Genomic DNA, 15,598 nt, shown 5'->3' with positions numbered 1-15,598 from the left:
CCAGTTTATTCAAGACTTGGTGGGGAAAATACACAAGGTTTTGGATGCTTTAAGGGGGGAATGAGATGGAGTGGAATAAAATCCCTCCTCAAAATATAGAGGCAGAACAGGCTGTCTTAGGTGCAATGCTTTTGTCCAGAGATGCCATAATCGATGCATCAGAGATAGTAAAAGCAGATGATTTTTACAAAGAGTCAAATAAAAAGCTTTTTACCATAATGATGGATATGTTTGAAAAGAACATACCTGTCGATTTGGTTACGGTGGTTGATGAGCTGAGAAGGCAAAATATGCTGGAGGCTGTAGGCGGGCTTGACTACATAACAAATTTGTCATCCAGCATAGTAACTACTGCAAACGTGTCGTATTACGCAAAGATGATTAGAGAGAAAGCGACTTTGAGGCGTCTCATCCAAGCATCATCAGAGATAATGGAGTTAAGCTATGAGGGTGGAGATCTTCACGATGTGTTGGATACGGCTGAGCAGAAAATATTCGACATAGCACAAGGCAGAAATACCGAAAATTTTTATCCTATTAAAGATGTGTTGATGGACACATTTTACAACATAGAAAATCTTTATAAAAATAAAGGACATCTTACCGGGGTACCATCTGGCTTTCCTGATTTAGACTTAAAGACGTCTGGTTTTCAGCCGTCTGATTTTATACTTCTTGCTGCAAGGCCATCTATGGGCAAAACGTCGTTTGCATTAAATATTGCGGAAAATGCTGCATTGGCACTTAAAAAACCCGTCGCCATATTCAGTCTTGAGATGTCTAAAGAGCAGCTTGTAAGTAGGCTAATATGCTCTACGGCAAACATAGACAGTCAAAAGCTTAGGACGGGAAATTTAGATGACGACGACTGGCCAAGGCTTGCTGCTGCAATGGCTCCTCTTTCCACAGCCCCAATATACATTGATGATACACCGGGTATATCAGTCATGGACATAAGGGCAAAGTGTCGAAGACTGAAGCTGGAGAAGGGCTTGTCTTTAGTGTTAATAGATTATTTGCAGCTTATGCAAGGAAGGGGAAACTCGGAAAGCCGTCAGCAGGAGGTTTCTGAAATATCAAGGTCATTAAAAGGCCTTGCAAGGGAACTGCAAGTTCCTATAATAACACTTTCGCAGTTATCTCGCGCACCTGAAGCCAGATCCGATCACAGGCCAATTTTAAGCGATTTAAGAGAGTCAGGTGCAATTGAGCAGGACGCTGATATAGTCATGTTTCTTTACAGAGATGATTATTACAACAAGGATTCTGAAAAGAAAAACATCGCAGAGCTTATCATAGCAAAGCACAGAAACGGTCCTACAGGTACCATAGAGCTTCTGTGGATGGGCCAGTACACGAAATTTGTAAGCATAGATAAATACAGGACAGAGTAGTCAAGAGGGTATTTTTATGGGTGATTACGATTATTTAAGAAAGATACCGTACTTCAATGTCTTAAGTGAGAAATCTCTATTTGAGATCAGTAAAATAGCTTTGGTGAAGGAGTACAAAAAAAACACCGTCATTTTTTACGAAGGTGATGAAGGTGACGCCATTTATTTTGTAAAAAAAGGCAAAGTCAAGATATCTAAAATATCACAACAGGGAAAAGAACATATAATAAGAATAATGGAGGATGGAGATATTTTTGCTGAATCCCTTCTGTTTATAGGTGGTAAGTATCCAGCCACTGCAGAGGCCATAGAGGATTCAAAGATTATTGTGCTTAAAAATAAAGACATAGAAAATTTGATATTGAGCAACAATGAAGTAGCCTTAGGCATAATAAAACTCATGGCAAAAAGACTCCAAAATGTGGCGGTCATAATAGAGAACTTAGCGCTTAAAGATTCTCTCGGCAGGACGGTTTCTATTCTTTTGACGTTTGCCCGAGAAAAAGGCATACAAGGCAAAGATGGGATAGCAATAGAATTAAACCTAAATAGACAAGATCTTGCTAACATGGTAGGCACGTCTCGAGAAAATATGACAAGAATCTTAAGCCAGTTAGACAAAGAAGGTGTCATAAAGCTTGAAAGACATGCTATAGTAATAAAAGATGTAAATGCATTAAAAAATTTGTCATAAATTTGTTGTAGTTATATTCAATGTGTGTTATAATTTATATGCAATTGAATAAAGTTCGTTAAGTGAGGCTCCTATGCGGATACATGCTGATGCCCGGAAACATCGAGAGATGCCAATGGGTCAACAGATTCTACCGTTACAAGGTTTAATCTAATTCAGCCGGTACTACCTATGCCGCATAGTGCTAAAACCCAACGAGTGTGTTGAGATTAGAGCCTTTTACGTTTTGTAAAAGGCTTAAATTTTTTAAAGGCAGGTGGTAATGATGGACTCTGGCCCTTATAGTCATAAGCGAATAAAATTTAATAATTCAAAAAAGAATATGAGGGAGGAGTCTATCTTACCTTAAAACTCCTCCCTTAGAAAAGGAGGTAGTGAAATGCCAATTTTAAGCCTTTATTTAAGCAGGATTTTAGGCAATAAGATATTGCTTAAAAACGGTGAGATCTTAGGTAAGCTTAAGGATATTGGAGTTTCAACGGCGTTGACGCATCCGATTGCAATATCCATGTTGGTAAAGACGAAGTCTGGCGTCAAAGAGTACAAGTGGGAAAACATAAAGATAACGAAAAAATTTGGGCAGTACGAACTTATGTGCACTAATCCAGTAGAGGCACATAACCTTAAAGATATTTTGTACTTGTCGAAAAATGTCTTAGATAAGCAGATTATCGACGTAAATGGAAGAAAAGTAGTAAGAGTCAATGACATAAGGTTGGCGCTTTTAGATAAAGGCTTGTTTGCGATTGCTGTCGATATAGGCATTGAAGGCATATTGAGACGACTTGGCTTTGCAAAGCCTTTAAAGAAGATTTTAAAGAGATTTGGTAAAACAATATCCAGTAAATTTATACTTTGGGAAGATATAGAGACGATTACTCGCTCAAGAGAAAACATAATGTTGTCAAAGACGTATCATAAATTGGCAACACTTCACCCTTCTGACCTTGCGGACATCATAGAAGATCTGGATTTAAAGGCCGGTATAGATATATTTTCCAGTTTAGAGCATGGAAGAGCTGCAGATGTGCTGGAAGAAATGGAGACAGATACTCAAAGAAGCATATTAAACGAGCTGCCTGTTTCTAAAGCTGCGGACATCTTGGAAGAAATGCCTGCAGATGAAGTTGCAGACATACTTGACGATCTGAATGAAGAAAAAGTGGAAGAGCTCTTAAATGAGATGGAGAACAATGCGTCGTTGGAAGTCAGGGAGCTGATGGAGTACCCTGAGTACGCTGTTGGTAGCTTGATGACGACTGACTTTGTGGCATTTGAAAATACGCTTTCCGTTGAGGAGGCAATACGGGAGCTTAGGCTTTTAAAACCAGACGAAGATATCATTTATTACATCTATATAGTTGATGAGTCAAACAGGCTTTTAGGTGCGGTTACACTTAGAGATTTGGTGATTTCAGAGCCTAACACCCCATTAAATGAAATTATGAATAAAGACATCATCTATGCTCGTGATATGGATTCAATAAAATCCCTCATAAAGACAGTGACGAAGTACAATTTGGTAGCGATTCCTGTTGTAGATGAAGATATGAAGCTATTAGGCACTGTCCTTATAAATGATATAATATACGAACTTATGAGAAGTGGAAAGACATTTGCAAGGAGGTAGTGGGAAGTGACAAAGAGGAAAACTTTTTTGACTAATTTATTGATATTTTTGTCAATTTTGGGGCCTGGTATAATCACAGGAAGTGTCGACAATGATGCAGGTGGCATAACCACGTATTCTGTGGCAGGTGCTACCTATGGATATAAACTGCTTTGGACATTGATACCGTCATTTATCGTCTTAATCGTCATTCAGGAGATGAACGCCAGGATGGGCGTCGTGACAGGAAAAGGGTTGGCAGATCTTATAAGGGAAAACTTCGGCGTAAGAGTGACGTTCTTCATCTTTCTCGGACTGCTTATTGCAGATATTGGAAATACTGCTACGGAGTTTGCCGGTGTGGCAGGCAGCATGGAAATCTTCGGCATAAGCAAGTATATAATGGTACCATTGGCTGCTTTAGCGGTATGGCTTTTGATCGTTAAAGGTAATTATACTGTAGCGGAAAAAGTGTTTTTGATATTTAGCGTTTTTTTGTTGTCATACGTCATATCAGCCCTTCTGTCACATCCAGATTGGAAGGCTGTAGGTGAGTCCCTTATAAAACCCACCATGTCATTTAAAACAGATTATTTAAGTATGGTAATAGGAATTGTAGGTACTACGATAGCTCCTTGGATGCAATTTTACATGCAATCATCTGTTATAGAAAAGGGCATAAAGATAGATGATTATAAGTACACAATCTGGGACGTTGTGATAGGTTGTATCGCAACAGTTGTCGTAGCTTTTTTCATAATAGTTGCCTGTGCATCGACTCTCAATGTGAATGGCATAAAAATAAATGAGGCAAAGGATGCAGCCATGGCTTTAAAGCCGCTGGCTGGTGAGCTGGCATCAGGCGTATTCGCATTTGGGCTTTTTATAGCATCTATCTTTTCCGCCGCTATACTTCCAGTGGCCACGGCATTTTACATCTGTGAAGCATTTGGCTTTGAAGCAGGCATAGACAAAAGGCTTGATGAAGCGCCAGAATTTTATACGCTTTTTACAGCCATAATTATAATAGCCGTTGCGATTATATTGATTCCACATGCGCCGCTTATTACAATCACTATATGGACGCAGGTTTTAAATGGAATCTTGTTGCCAGTGGTTTTGATTTCCATGATGCTGCTTGTAAACAATAAAGAGATAATGGGGAAATACGTAAATAGCCCAGTGAAAAATTTAATAGGATGGACTACCACAATAGTATTGATATCATTGACTGCCATCCTCATGGTTTTTTCATTTATTTAAAATATAAGATAAGCAAAGAAGGCGGGAAACCGCCTTTTATTTTTTGCCACAATATGATTAAAATATATAGTATACGATATTGTTTTTGATATTTTATGATGTTAAATTAGATGTGAGGTGGTAATATGCCAGAACTTATATATATAGTAGACGATGATAAAAATATAAGAGATCTCATGGTTAAGTACGTCGAAAAGGAAGGATATACTGTAAAATCATTTGAAAATGCTGAAGCGGTTTTAGATAACTTTGAAAAAGACAAGCCTGACATGCTTATATTGGATATAATGATGCCAGGCATGGATGGATATGAGCTTTGCAGACAGATAAGGAAAAAAAGCGACGTGCCGATAATAATCGTTTCAGCGAGAGATGAAGATTTGGACAAAATATTGGGATTGGAATTAGGCTCAGATGATTACATTGCAAAGCCATTTTCACCGCGAGAGCTTATAGCGAGGATGAAATCTGTATTTAGAAGGGTTAAAATGCCTAAGAGAAACGATGAGATAAGGATAAAGGATATCGTCATTGTGCCTGATGAGAGGAAAGTAATATACAATGGCGAAGAAATAGGATTTACTTCTATGGAATTTGAGCTTATACAATTTTTGGCCCAAAATGCCAATAAAGCTTTCACAAGAGAACAGCTTTTAGAGAAAGTATGGAAGTACGACTCTTTCACTGAGACGAGGGCTGTTGACGACATGGTGAAACGGATAAGGAAAAAACTGCAAAGTTATGGGTGTGAATTTAACATATCGACTATTTGGGGATATGGGTATAAGGTGGAATCGTGATGTCTATCAGGTTTAAACTTATAATTTCATATATGATGCTGGTATTCATCTCTTTCTCTATAATAGGTGTATTTTTTAATCTGATGATAAGGGATTTTTTGATAAATGAAGCCAGGCAAAACCTCATAAGGCAAGGAACTGTCATTCAGCGGCTTTACAATGGAAGGATAAGCACTCCAGAGGCGCTGCAATCCATAAGGTACATGCCTAAGTTTTGGGTGGGAGGAAGGATTTTGGATGGCGACCTTATAGTTGTCGATTTAAACGGCGATATTGTGTATTCATCAAGGCAAAATCCCTTCGGCGGAGGGAATAGGATAGAATACGCAATACTTGACAAAATAACAAAAGAAGGCTCCTACAACAGCATAAAGATTGGAAACACAGATGTGGTAGCTGCAGTTTTTCCAATAATAAGCAACTTAAACGGAAAAGTCATCGGCTCTATCGTCATGTACACGCTTGTAAAAGGCATAAAGATAGCATCCCTTCAGATAGTAGGTGTCTTGCTAAAGGGTATTTTGCTTTCTGGCATTGTATCATTGATAATAGGCTACTTTCTTTCAAAGTCAATCTCTGCCCCTATTGCAAAGCTTACAGAAGTGGTAGAGAAAATAAAGGATAAGAAGTTTGGAGAGAAGGTAAACATAAAGTCAGATGGGGAGATAAAACTTTTGGCAGATGCCTTTAATGAAATGTCTGTGGAGCTTAGGAATTATTACACATCTCAGAGGCGGTTTTTGCAAAATGCTTCACATGAGCTAAAGACTCCACTTATGTCTATACAAGGTTATGCAGAAGGCATAAAAGATGGTGTCATAGAAAAAGACGATATACCAAAATCACTTGATATAATCATAGATGAAAGCAAAAGGCTGAGAGATATAGTAAACGACTTGATGTACCTTACAAAAATCGAAACAAATCAAGAAGGCATAAAAAAGCACAAAGAGTATTTAAAGGACATTTTTGAAGAATGTATAGAAAAGATAATGCCTCAGCTAAACAAGAAAAACATAAAAATAAGTTTAAGTGGCGACGATGTAAATGTAAAATGCGACAGAACAAAGCTTATGCAGGCTTTTATGAATATATTAAGCAATGGCGTAAGGTATGCAAAGACGTCTATTGATATAGAAATAAAGAAGATAAAGGATTATGTGGAGGTAAAGATAAAAAACGACGGAAGGAAGTTTACTGAAGAAGAGCTAAAAAACATGTTTGAGAGATTTTATAAAGGTGATGAAGGTGAGACAGGCTTAGGACTGGCTATAACTAAAGCTATAATCGAATGGCATGAAGGCACCATAGAAGCATTCAATACAGATGGTGGCGTATGCTTTTTAATAAAACTAATGTTGTGTAGGTAAATAATTTTTGTGGTATAATATAAAAGCTCTAAAGTTTGTAAGAGTAATGTCGATAATGAGAAGTGAGGTGTTAAATTGAAAGCGTCGATTTTAGCATTATTTACGGGTTTTTTGGTAGGCGTGGTTTTCTCATTTTTAAAGCTGCCATTGCCTGCGCCAAACGTTCTTCCAGGTATTGCAGGAATTGTAGGCATATACTTAGGCGGTCAGCTATTTGTCTATCTGATGAGGTTTTTAGGTAGATAGCCTAAAAAGCTCTTCAAAGTAGGGGAAATAATATAAGTTAGGGGGTATATGAATGAGAAGTGTATTTTGGAGACTGATGCTTTCTTTTATAGTTGTAGATCTTATTCCTCTTGCAGGAACATATCACTACGTATTGAATGACAAAGGTGCCGGTGTGTTTATTTTTGTAGCTGCAGCATCGCTTTTATTATCAATATTATTTTCAATATACATATCTTTTACGATTACGAAGCCTATAGCAAGACTTAAAGAGGGGTTTAAAAAGCTTTCAGACGGCAATTTCAATGCCAATGTTGCAAAAGGCCGCAATGATGAGATTGGCTCTTTGATAGAAAGCTACAATCAGATGGTGGATAAGGTTAAAGGCATAATCAAAAATGTCACTGAATTTGCAAAGAGTGCAGAAGCTACAGTAAGCAAGTTTACAGAGTCAATAGAGGAAGCAAACAATACATTTACTCAGATAGCCAAAGCAGTAGAAGAAATAGCACAAGGTTCTTCTGAACAGGCGAAAGATGCTTCAAATGCAGCAGAAATGGCTCAAAAGATGGGTCAAAACATAGACGAATCTGCAAATTACTTTAAAGCTGTTGAAGAGTCTACAAACAATGCCAATAGAATAAGTCAAAACGGCATAGAGACCATAAAGTCACTTAAGGACAAGACGGCAGAGACGAAAAACTCCATCGATAGTGTCGTGACAGAAATAAATGAATTGCAGTCTAACTCAAGGCAGATAGAGAAGATCATAGAAGTAATTACAGGTATATCCGATCAGACAAACTTGCTGGCTTTGAATGCAGCCATTGAGGCCGCAAGAGCTGGTGAAGCAGGCAAAGGATTTGCAGTTGTTGCTGAAGAAGTGAGAAACTTAGCTGAACAGTCAAGAGAAGCTGCGGCTGAGATAGCAAAGATAATAAGCACTATAAAACAAAAGACAGATGCTACAGTGCAGCAAGCAAGCGCTGTTAAAGAAATAGCAGATGAGCAATCAGATCAAGTTGAAACTACAGCACAAGCGTTTAACGAAATAAAGTCCTCTATCGATACAATAACGAAAAATACGCGAGTCTTGAATGATGCTGTAGTAGGTCTTACTGAGTACAAAAATGAAATAATATCTTCTATTGAAAACATATCTGCGGTTTCAGAGGAAACTGCTGCATCGACAGAAGAAGTATCAGCATCAACAGAGGAGCAGTCTAAGTTCATACAAGACATAAAGGATAATCTTGAGGGCTTATTATCCACTGTAAGAGAGCTTGATAAGGAGCTTTCAAAGATTACCGTCTCATAATCCTGGAAAATGAGATCACAAACATAAGTCCGGCGGCTATTGCCAAAGCGATGCCGATGGTTTGCAGGCCTAAATCAAAGGCCTGTTTATTATTGCCCTGGATTATGGCAAGGACAGTCTTGTAGGAATACGCACCAGGAACAAGAGGTATTATGCCTGGAATGACAAATATGGTGGTGGGGTACTTCTTCTTTTGAGCGAATATTTCCCCCATTATGCCTATAAAAAGCGATGCTATAAATGTAGCGGCGATGATGGAAGGATATATCTTCATGACAAGTAGGTAACCTGCCCATCCCACTGCACCTGAAAGTCCCGATACTACGATGGCATCAAGTGGCACATTGAATAAAAATGCAAATCCTGCTGTTGCTAAAAATCCAAAGAAAATCTGCTGTATCATAATTTGCCTCCAATCACGTACCAAATATTTAGAACGAATCCTACTCCAGCAGCTATACTTATGGCAGACATTCCGGCTTCAACGCCTCTTGACACGGCTGAAACCAAGTCACCCCATATAGCATCTCTGACTGCATTCGTTATGGCTACCCCCGGAAGCAATGTGACGATTGACCCTATTATTATGCCATTTAAAGTGCCTATTGCAAAGTGAGAAAATGCTAAACCTAATAATGCGGCAAAAGCACCGCCTATGATGTTTATTATGAATGTAGAAAGGCGCAGCCCTTCAAAATACGTTACAATACACTGAAGCATTGTAGCTGTTATGAACGTAGGAATGAAATCCCTTATGGTGCTGCCTAAAAGCATGCCAGATGATGCTGCAGCAACGCCTGCAAAGAAAACTCTCAATAAATAGCTGTATTTGCCTTTTGACCTAATTTTTATAAGTTCATCTGTGTATTTTGAAAAGTCGAGTGTATCTAAACTTTCTTTGCTAAATCTTCTGGACAAATCGTTGACAAGAGCGACTTTGTTTAAGTCGCTATCCCTCTGTTTGACTCTTGTTATCGTTGTTTCTATTTTTCCGTTGTTTTCAATAGAAGCAAAGATTCCTGTAGGGGTTACAAATGTCTCTACTCTCTCAACTTTATTATTAAGCATCCTTTCTATGGTGTCTTCACTTCTATACGTTTCACCGCCGTTTTCAAGTATTGTTTTTCCGGCTATTACAGCGAATTTTAGGAGATCTTCATGGTTCAATTGTCCACATTCCTTTCATATCTGAAATCACAAGACTATTATATATTATTTTAAGCTATAAAAAAATGATGAATTTGGCTTTATTCTATTAACGGGGAAAAGTTTCTGAGATTTTATCAATATTTTGCCGAAAAATCAAAATAAAAACCGGCAAAAAACGAACATTATAAAAAAAATAATGATTATAATTCGTAAATTTAGTTGATTAAAATTAGAATATCTGATAATATACTAAAGGGGATGTTGTTATACTATCAAAAAGGAGTGTTCAAAATGAAATCATATGATGTAATAATAGTAGGAGGCGGTCCGGCAGGACTTTTTACATCCCTGGAATTGGTGAAAGAAAATAGTGGACTTAGTATATTGCTTTTAGAAAAAGGCAGGAACATAAGAGGTAGACTTTGTCCCATAAGCCAGTATGGCTCGAAGTGTGCAAACTGCAAACCATGTTCTATAACTTGTGGTATAGGTGGTGCAGGTGCATTTAGCGATGGAAAGCTGACTTTGACATCTGATTATGGTGGAGTATTGGATGAATATATACCAAAAGGTGAGTTAAATGAGCTTATAAAGTATGTGGATGATATTTACGTAAACTTTGGAGGCACGAAAGAAGTACATGGCACTGATAAAGCTAAAATAAGGGAGATAGAAAAAAGAGCTGCTGCGGCAGACTTAAAGTTAATCCCTGCTGTCATAAAGCATTTAGGGACTGAAAAGTGCTACGACATAATAAAAAATATAGAAGATTACTTGATGGATAAAATAGAGATAAAGATTAAAAAGATGGTCAAAGAAATATTGACAGACGGTGGCAAGGCGTGTGGCGTCGTCACAGAGGATGGCGAAAAGTACTACTCAAAGTATGTGGTAGTAGTGCCTGGAAGGGAAGGAGCAGACTGGTTTAAAAAGGAATCTGAGAGATTGTCGTTGGAGACTAAAAACAATGCAGTTGATGTTGGTGTGAGAGTAGAGATTCCTGCTGTTGTGATGGAGGATATAACCGATGTCGTTTATGAGTCAAAGTTTATATACTACTCCAAATCATTTGATGACAGGGTTAGGACGTTTTGCATGAATCCATATGGGAAAGTAGTAGTAGAAAACAACGATGGCCTAAAAACCGTAAATGGACACAGCTATAAAGACATAAAGACAGACAATACAAACTTTGCCATATTGGTAAGCAAAGAATTTACGGAGCCTTTTAAAGAACCTATAGCTTACGGAAAGTACATCGCATCCCTTGCTAATATGCTAGGAGATGGTGTAATCGTGCAAAGACTTGGAGATCTTTTGTCGGGGAGAAGGTCAACTCCGGAAAGGCTTAAAAGAGGGCTTGTAGAACCTACTCTTAAAGATGCTACACCTGGAGATCTAAGTCTCGTATTGCCTTATAGATTCCTCCAGTCTATAGTGGAAATGCTTAAGGCTCTCGACAAAGTGTCGCCAGGGATATATTCGAAACATACGCTTTTATACGGTGTGGAAGTTAAGTTTTATTCTTCAAGGGTGAAACTTACAAATAAATTTGAGACTCAGATAGAAAATTTGTTTGCTGCCGGTGACGGTGCAGGCATAACAAGAGGACTTGCACAAGCATCTGTGTCAGGTATCGTTGTGGCGAGGGAAATTTTAAATAGAGTAAAGTAGAGAAAGGGGCAAAATAATGTCAACGCTTGTAATAGTAGGCTCACAGTGGGGAGACGAAGGAAAAGGAAAAATAACAGATTATCTTGCTGAAAAGGCTGATGTGGTCGTAAGGTATCAAGGTGGAAACAATGCAGGGCACACAGTTTTAAAGGATGGTGTTGAGTATAAACTTCACTTAATACCTTCTGGCATTTTGTACCCTGACAAGATCTGCATTATAGGAAATGGCGTCGTTTTAAATCCTGGTTCTTTGATTTCTGAGATGAATGAGCTGAAAAATCAAGGAGTAGATGTAAAAAACCTCAAAATCAGTGATAGAGCACATATAGTCCTTCCGTACCACATTAAACTTGATGAATTAGAAGAAACTTCAAAAGGCGAGAACGACATTGGCACAACAAAAAGAGGAATTGGACCATGTTACATGGATAAATCGGAGAGAATAGGGATAAGAGCTTGTGATCTTGTAGATCAAGAAGTGTTTAGGGAAAAATTGATGATGAATCTCAGAAAGAAAAATGATATATTTACAAGGATATACGGTGCATCTGAAATGAGCTTCGAAGAAATATACGAAGAATACATTGAATACGCAAAGATACTTAAACCGTACATTGTAGATACGACTTCACTATTGTATGATTTAATAAAAGAAGGCAAAAAAGTATTATTTGAAGGTGCACAAGGAACGCTTCTTGATATAGATTTAGGAACATATCCTTATGTGACAGCATCACACCCCATATCTGGTGGAGTAACAGTTGGAGCAGGAGTTGGCCCAACAATGATAGATGATGTAGTTGGTGTTGTTAAAGCATATACGACGAGGGTTGGAAAAGGACCATTTCCAACAGAGCTTTTGGATGAAGAAGGTGAACTTCTAAGAGAAAAAGGACACGAATATGGTACAACGACAGGAAGACCGAGAAGATGTGGATGGCTTGATATTGTCATAGTAAATTATGCCATAAAGCTGTCTGGCATAAGGTCATTTGCTCTTACTAAGCTTGACACTCTCACTGGATTTGAAAAGATAAAGATATGCGTAGGATATAAGTTAAATGGAAGGATAATAAACACATTTCCAGCCAGCCTGAAAGATTTAGCTATTTGTGAGCCTGTATACGAAGAATTGGATGGATGGACTGAAGACATCACAAATGTAGAAAGATTTGAGGACTTGCCTCAAAACGCAAAGAAATATGTAGAAAGAATAGAAGAATTGACAGGGATAAATGCTTCTATAATATCTGTAGGACCCGGAAGGGAGAAGACGATAATAAGAGAGGAACTGATGAAATAACCATCAGTTCCGCATAAAAATTTTAAAAAAGGTGTTGACACAGTCAATCTTACCTGGTATAATACATAAATGTCAGGGCGATAAATGCTGGCGTAGCTCAATCGGCAGAGCAGCTGACTTGTAATCAGCAGGTTGAAGGTTCGATTCCTTTCGCCAGCTCCATATTTTAGGATTTCTAAATAAAAAAAGTGCTTGAAAAGTGCTTAAAAAATAAAAAGTGTAAAAGTGCTAATGTGAAAATGAAGGGGTATCAGTTAAATGGCGGATACCTTATTTTATTTCGATTTTTTATAAATATGCAAGAATTATATCCGTACTTTCGCAGCAAAAAAGGATAAAAATGCCTATAATCCTTCTAAATGAAAGCTTTCGGGCTTTATGTTTTTGTTTTGCTTTATACACTGTTTGTTTTTGTAGTTATATTGGCTTTAAGTTTTCATGTTGCTGTTTTAATATGACATCCTTGAGCTTACTTTTATCTTTATATATGCTTTGATCAAGTTTATGAAGTACATCGGCACAAATCTCTTTTCCTAATTCATTTAGAATTTTTTTAGTTCTTCTTCAAATTCCAAATAGGTATATTTTCCATCAAGTGATTCAAATTTTTTTCTATAACAAGCAGGAATTTTCGAAGTGTATGTTGAATTATTACCATAAGACCTCACTGTCCTATTTGTTTTCTAACTTATTCTTTTGGGAGGATGGTGAGGTCTTATTTCTACATTTTACCGCTATTTTCCTGCTTTTTCGTCTAAGAAAATTTCACACTAAAACGAGAGGGAGGGAGAAGGGAGTCATTATGATAGGAAACATTGGCACAGGTAAAACTCATATTTCAATAGGCTTAGAGCTAACGGCTTGTAAACAGGGAGATAACGTAAAGTTCTATACCGTTGCCAATCTTATCACAGAACTTACAGAAACACAAGAGTACAAAAAGCTTTTAAAACTTGAAAGACAGTTTGAAAAAGTGGGACCTATTGATTCTACATGAACTTTCATATCTATATTTTAATAGAAACCAAGCTGATTTATTATTCAGAATAATTTCGAATCGTAGTGAAAAAGAAAGTGTAATTGTATCTACAAACCTTGAATTTTCAAGATGGACAGAAATGTTTGAGAATACTACTCAGATGGTCACTTTGCAAATGTTGATTTTATTAACTAAAACTTCGCACATAAATAATTACTCTGTTCCTTGAAAACTTAATGCTTTGCCAGAAAAAAGTAATAGTAATTTACACAATTATGCACACTTCGGAAGTCTTTCCTTAAGTTCTTTGGGAATCGCAGCCATAAAAGCATCAAGTAATTGGTCCAGCTGTTCTGAAGATAACGATAGTTTATCTGTTATTGTATCTATGAATACTTGCATAAGTAGATGAAAAGCCTGAATCAGCGTAATATCGGACATTTCATCCTGTATGTAGTAAAATATCTCTCCCATTGTTCGTAAATCTGATGATCGACGGTTCTCTAGTGCAAGCATCATGTATCTGGTAAATACGATTGCTGTATGTGCTGTCATCGCATCGTAAGATAATGAATTGCATTCCTTGCTGAGCTTCAAGTATGATTTACACACTTTGAAAAAGACTTCTATATCCCAGCGCTTCCCGTATATACGAATGATTTCGTCCTCGTTAAGGTTCATATCCGTGGTAATAAGTGCCAGATAGTCTTTTCGATTATTCCTGTTTCTGACAAATACAATTCGAGCAGGAATAGATTTTCCGTCTTTTTCAATGGAAACTTCCACGGATAACAGGTATCTAGACCTGCCTCTTCTTTTTCTGTTCTGCTTGTATATTTCTGTTAACGGCTGCATTATTCCATTATATAGGTAATGCATCTTTGATGTTTTCTTTGCCATTGCAATAACATCATAGCCTATTTCTTTAATAGCAATCAAAGAAGAGGGAGAACAGAACCAAGTGTCAAACAATACATAAGATGCTGGAATCATTGCTTTTTTAGCGGTCTTTATTAATTCCAGAGCTACGGCTGTTGCTTTAGTTTGGGATAGATTCCTTCTTAAATACCCGGCGGAACGCTTGTCCACAGGTATAGCTTCATTGATACGATTCTTTTGATTCTCAGTAGATAAAAGACATCCATTGACTGGGATAAAAGTATTTCCATCTGACCATCCGAGTGTAAGTAGGCGAAAGCCATATTTGTATGTTTTTTTAGCATGGTCATATACTTTTGCTAGTAGTTCTACTTTTTTAGAGCTAGAGCGTTCGAATAAAGAGTCATCAACAATAAGAACATTTACGCGTTTGTCACTTGTTAACCCAGTAATTGTCTCATTTATAATCTGTGCACTAAGCCAAGTGGTAAACCGAATCCAATTAATATGAATAGAGTTTAAGAATCTGTAAACCGTGTCTTTCTTAAAACCAACCTGATTTGTACCCATTAGCATATTCATATACATAGATCTATTGGTAAAGATCATACAGAATAAGTACTCGAAAATAGAAATAACGGGAATACCCTTGCTTTTGTAAGCATTCGATAACCTTAAAGCAGCCGAAATTCTATATTTTTTGAAGAAACTTTTAATCGAAGTAGAAACCTTATTATCAATTTGGTAATTTTGTGTTATACTATTCATAGCATGAGCCTCCAATTGGTTTATTTTTTGATAATTCAATTATACCAAAAATGGAGGTCTCATGCTATTTTATAGCCAAATAATATTGAATTATCAAGGTACAGAGCTACTTTTATAAGTGCGAAGTTTGAGTTATTAATTATATGTAGATAAAAGCAAATATTATTTTTAAA

15 protein-coding genes, 1 tRNA gene, 1 pseudogene and 1 riboswitch are annotated in these 15,598 nt (G+C 37.2%); of the genes and pseudogenes, 13 read left to right on the top strand and 4 right to left on the bottom strand.

Going from position 1 to position 15,598, the window contains the following annotated elements; translation table 11 throughout:
• The first annotated feature begins 65 nt into the window (after nt 1–65).
• From dnaB to THEXY_RS11980, 8 genes are all read left to right on the top strand, one after another.
• Nucleotides 66–1,394, top strand: a complete 1,329-nt coding sequence (gene dnaB, locus THEXY_RS12015; protein ID WP_013789101.1) for a replicative DNA helicase — start codon at nt 66–68, stop codon at nt 1,392–1,394.
• Nucleotides 1,395–1,410: 16 nt separating this feature from the next.
• Nucleotides 1,411–2,088 (top strand): Crp/Fnr family transcriptional regulator, encoded by a 678-nt coding sequence (locus THEXY_RS12010; RefSeq protein WP_013789100.1) that lies wholly within the window; start codon nt 1,411–1,413, stop codon nt 2,086–2,088.
• Nucleotides 2,089–2,135: 47 nt separating this feature from the next.
• Nucleotides 2,136–2,298, top strand: a riboswitch (M-box (ykoK) riboswitch).
• Between the two features lie 169 nt (nt 2,299–2,467).
• Complete coding sequence (locus THEXY_RS12005; RefSeq protein ID WP_013789099.1) at nt 2,468–3,718, top strand: magnesium transporter; 1,251 nt, start codon at nt 2,468–2,470, stop codon at nt 3,716–3,718.
• Between the two features lie 6 nt (nt 3,719–3,724).
• A complete protein-coding gene (locus tag THEXY_RS12000; protein WP_013789098.1) occupies nt 3,725–4,960 on the top strand; it encodes an Nramp family divalent metal transporter in 1,236 nt (411 codons plus the stop codon).
• A gap of 125 nt (nt 4,961–5,085) precedes the next feature.
• Complete coding sequence (locus THEXY_RS11995) at nt 5,086–5,760, top strand: response regulator transcription factor (RefSeq protein ID WP_013789097.1); 675 nt, start codon at nt 5,086–5,088, stop codon at nt 5,758–5,760.
• A complete protein-coding gene (locus THEXY_RS11990; RefSeq protein WP_013789096.1) occupies nt 5,760–7,130 on the top strand; it encodes a sensor histidine kinase in 1,371 nt (456 codons plus the stop codon). The genes THEXY_RS11995 and THEXY_RS11990 overlap by 1 nt, the downstream gene beginning before the upstream one ends.
• A 75-nt stretch (nt 7,131–7,205) precedes the next feature.
• Nucleotides 7,206–7,376, top strand: a complete 171-nt coding sequence (locus tag THEXY_RS11985) for a XapX domain-containing protein (protein ID WP_013789095.1) — start codon at nt 7,206–7,208, stop codon at nt 7,374–7,376.
• 52 nt (nt 7,377–7,428) lie between these two features.
• Nucleotides 7,429–8,673: a methyl-accepting chemotaxis protein gene (locus THEXY_RS11980; RefSeq protein ID WP_013789094.1), complete on the top strand. Its 1,245-nt coding sequence runs from the start codon at nt 7,429–7,431 to the stop codon at nt 8,671–8,673.
• On the opposite strand, the gene THEXY_RS11975 is transcribed toward THEXY_RS11980, so the two are convergent.
• A complete protein-coding gene (locus tag THEXY_RS11975) occupies nt 8,660–9,076 on the bottom strand; it encodes a threonine/serine exporter family protein (RefSeq protein WP_013789093.1) in 417 nt (138 codons plus the stop codon). The two genes, THEXY_RS11980 and THEXY_RS11975, sit on opposite strands and share 14 nt — an antisense overlap.
• Complete coding sequence (locus THEXY_RS11970) at nt 9,073–9,840, bottom strand: threonine/serine exporter family protein (protein ID WP_013789092.1); 768 nt, start codon at nt 9,838–9,840, stop codon at nt 9,073–9,075. The genes THEXY_RS11975 and THEXY_RS11970 overlap by 4 nt, the downstream gene beginning before the upstream one ends.
• A 273-nt stretch (nt 9,841–10,113) precedes the next feature.
• Between THEXY_RS11970 and THEXY_RS11965 the strand changes: the two genes are divergently transcribed.
• From THEXY_RS11965 to THEXY_RS11955, 3 genes are all read left to right on the top strand, one after another.
• Nucleotides 10,114–11,496 (top strand): NAD(P)/FAD-dependent oxidoreductase, encoded by a 1,383-nt coding sequence (locus THEXY_RS11965; protein WP_013789091.1) that lies wholly within the window; start codon nt 10,114–10,116, stop codon nt 11,494–11,496.
• A gap of 16 nt (nt 11,497–11,512) precedes the next feature.
• The gene (locus THEXY_RS11960; RefSeq protein ID WP_013789090.1) at nt 11,513–12,799 is read left to right on the top strand and encodes an adenylosuccinate synthase; all 1,287 of its coding nucleotides are present in this window, start codon (nt 11,513–11,515) and stop codon (nt 12,797–12,799) included.
• Nucleotides 12,800–12,885: 86 nt separating this feature from the next.
• Nucleotides 12,886–12,961, top strand: a tRNA-Thr gene (locus THEXY_RS11955).
• Between the two features lie 279 nt (nt 12,962–13,240).
• On the opposite strand, the pseudogene THEXY_RS12595 reads toward THEXY_RS11955, so the two are convergent.
• A pseudogene (locus THEXY_RS12595) lies at nt 13,241–13,457 on the bottom strand (ISLre2-like element ISTxy1 family transposase); the annotation flags it as partial.
• Nucleotides 13,458–13,601: 144 nt separating this feature from the next.
• Here THEXY_RS12595 and THEXY_RS12875 point away from each other — a divergent pair.
• A complete protein-coding gene (locus THEXY_RS12875; protein ID WP_049781470.1) occupies nt 13,602–13,796 on the top strand; it encodes an ATP-binding protein in 195 nt (64 codons plus the stop codon).
• Entirely contained in the window at nt 13,753–14,007 is a 255-nt protein-coding gene (locus THEXY_RS12870) for an ATP-binding protein (protein ID WP_349265812.1), read from the top strand. The genes THEXY_RS12875 and THEXY_RS12870 overlap by 44 nt, the downstream gene beginning before the upstream one ends.
• Before the next feature lie 44 nt (nt 14,008–14,051).
• Here the strand turns inward: THEXY_RS12870 and THEXY_RS11945 are convergent, their stop codons facing one another.
• On the bottom strand, nt 14,052–15,425 hold the full coding sequence (locus tag THEXY_RS11945) for an IS4 family transposase (RefSeq protein ID WP_013787204.1): 1,374 nt from the start codon (nt 15,423–15,425) through the stop codon (nt 14,052–14,054).
• Nucleotides 15,426–15,598: the final 173 nt, after the last annotated feature.

Source organism: Thermoanaerobacterium xylanolyticum LX-11, assembly GCF_000189775.2.
Lineage (GTDB): Bacteria > Bacillota > Thermoanaerobacteria > Thermoanaerobacterales > Thermoanaerobacteraceae > Thermoanaerobacterium > Thermoanaerobacterium thermosulfurigenes.
Note: the sequence above shows the minus strand (reverse complement) of the source record. Positions and strands in the feature narration are given on the sequence as shown.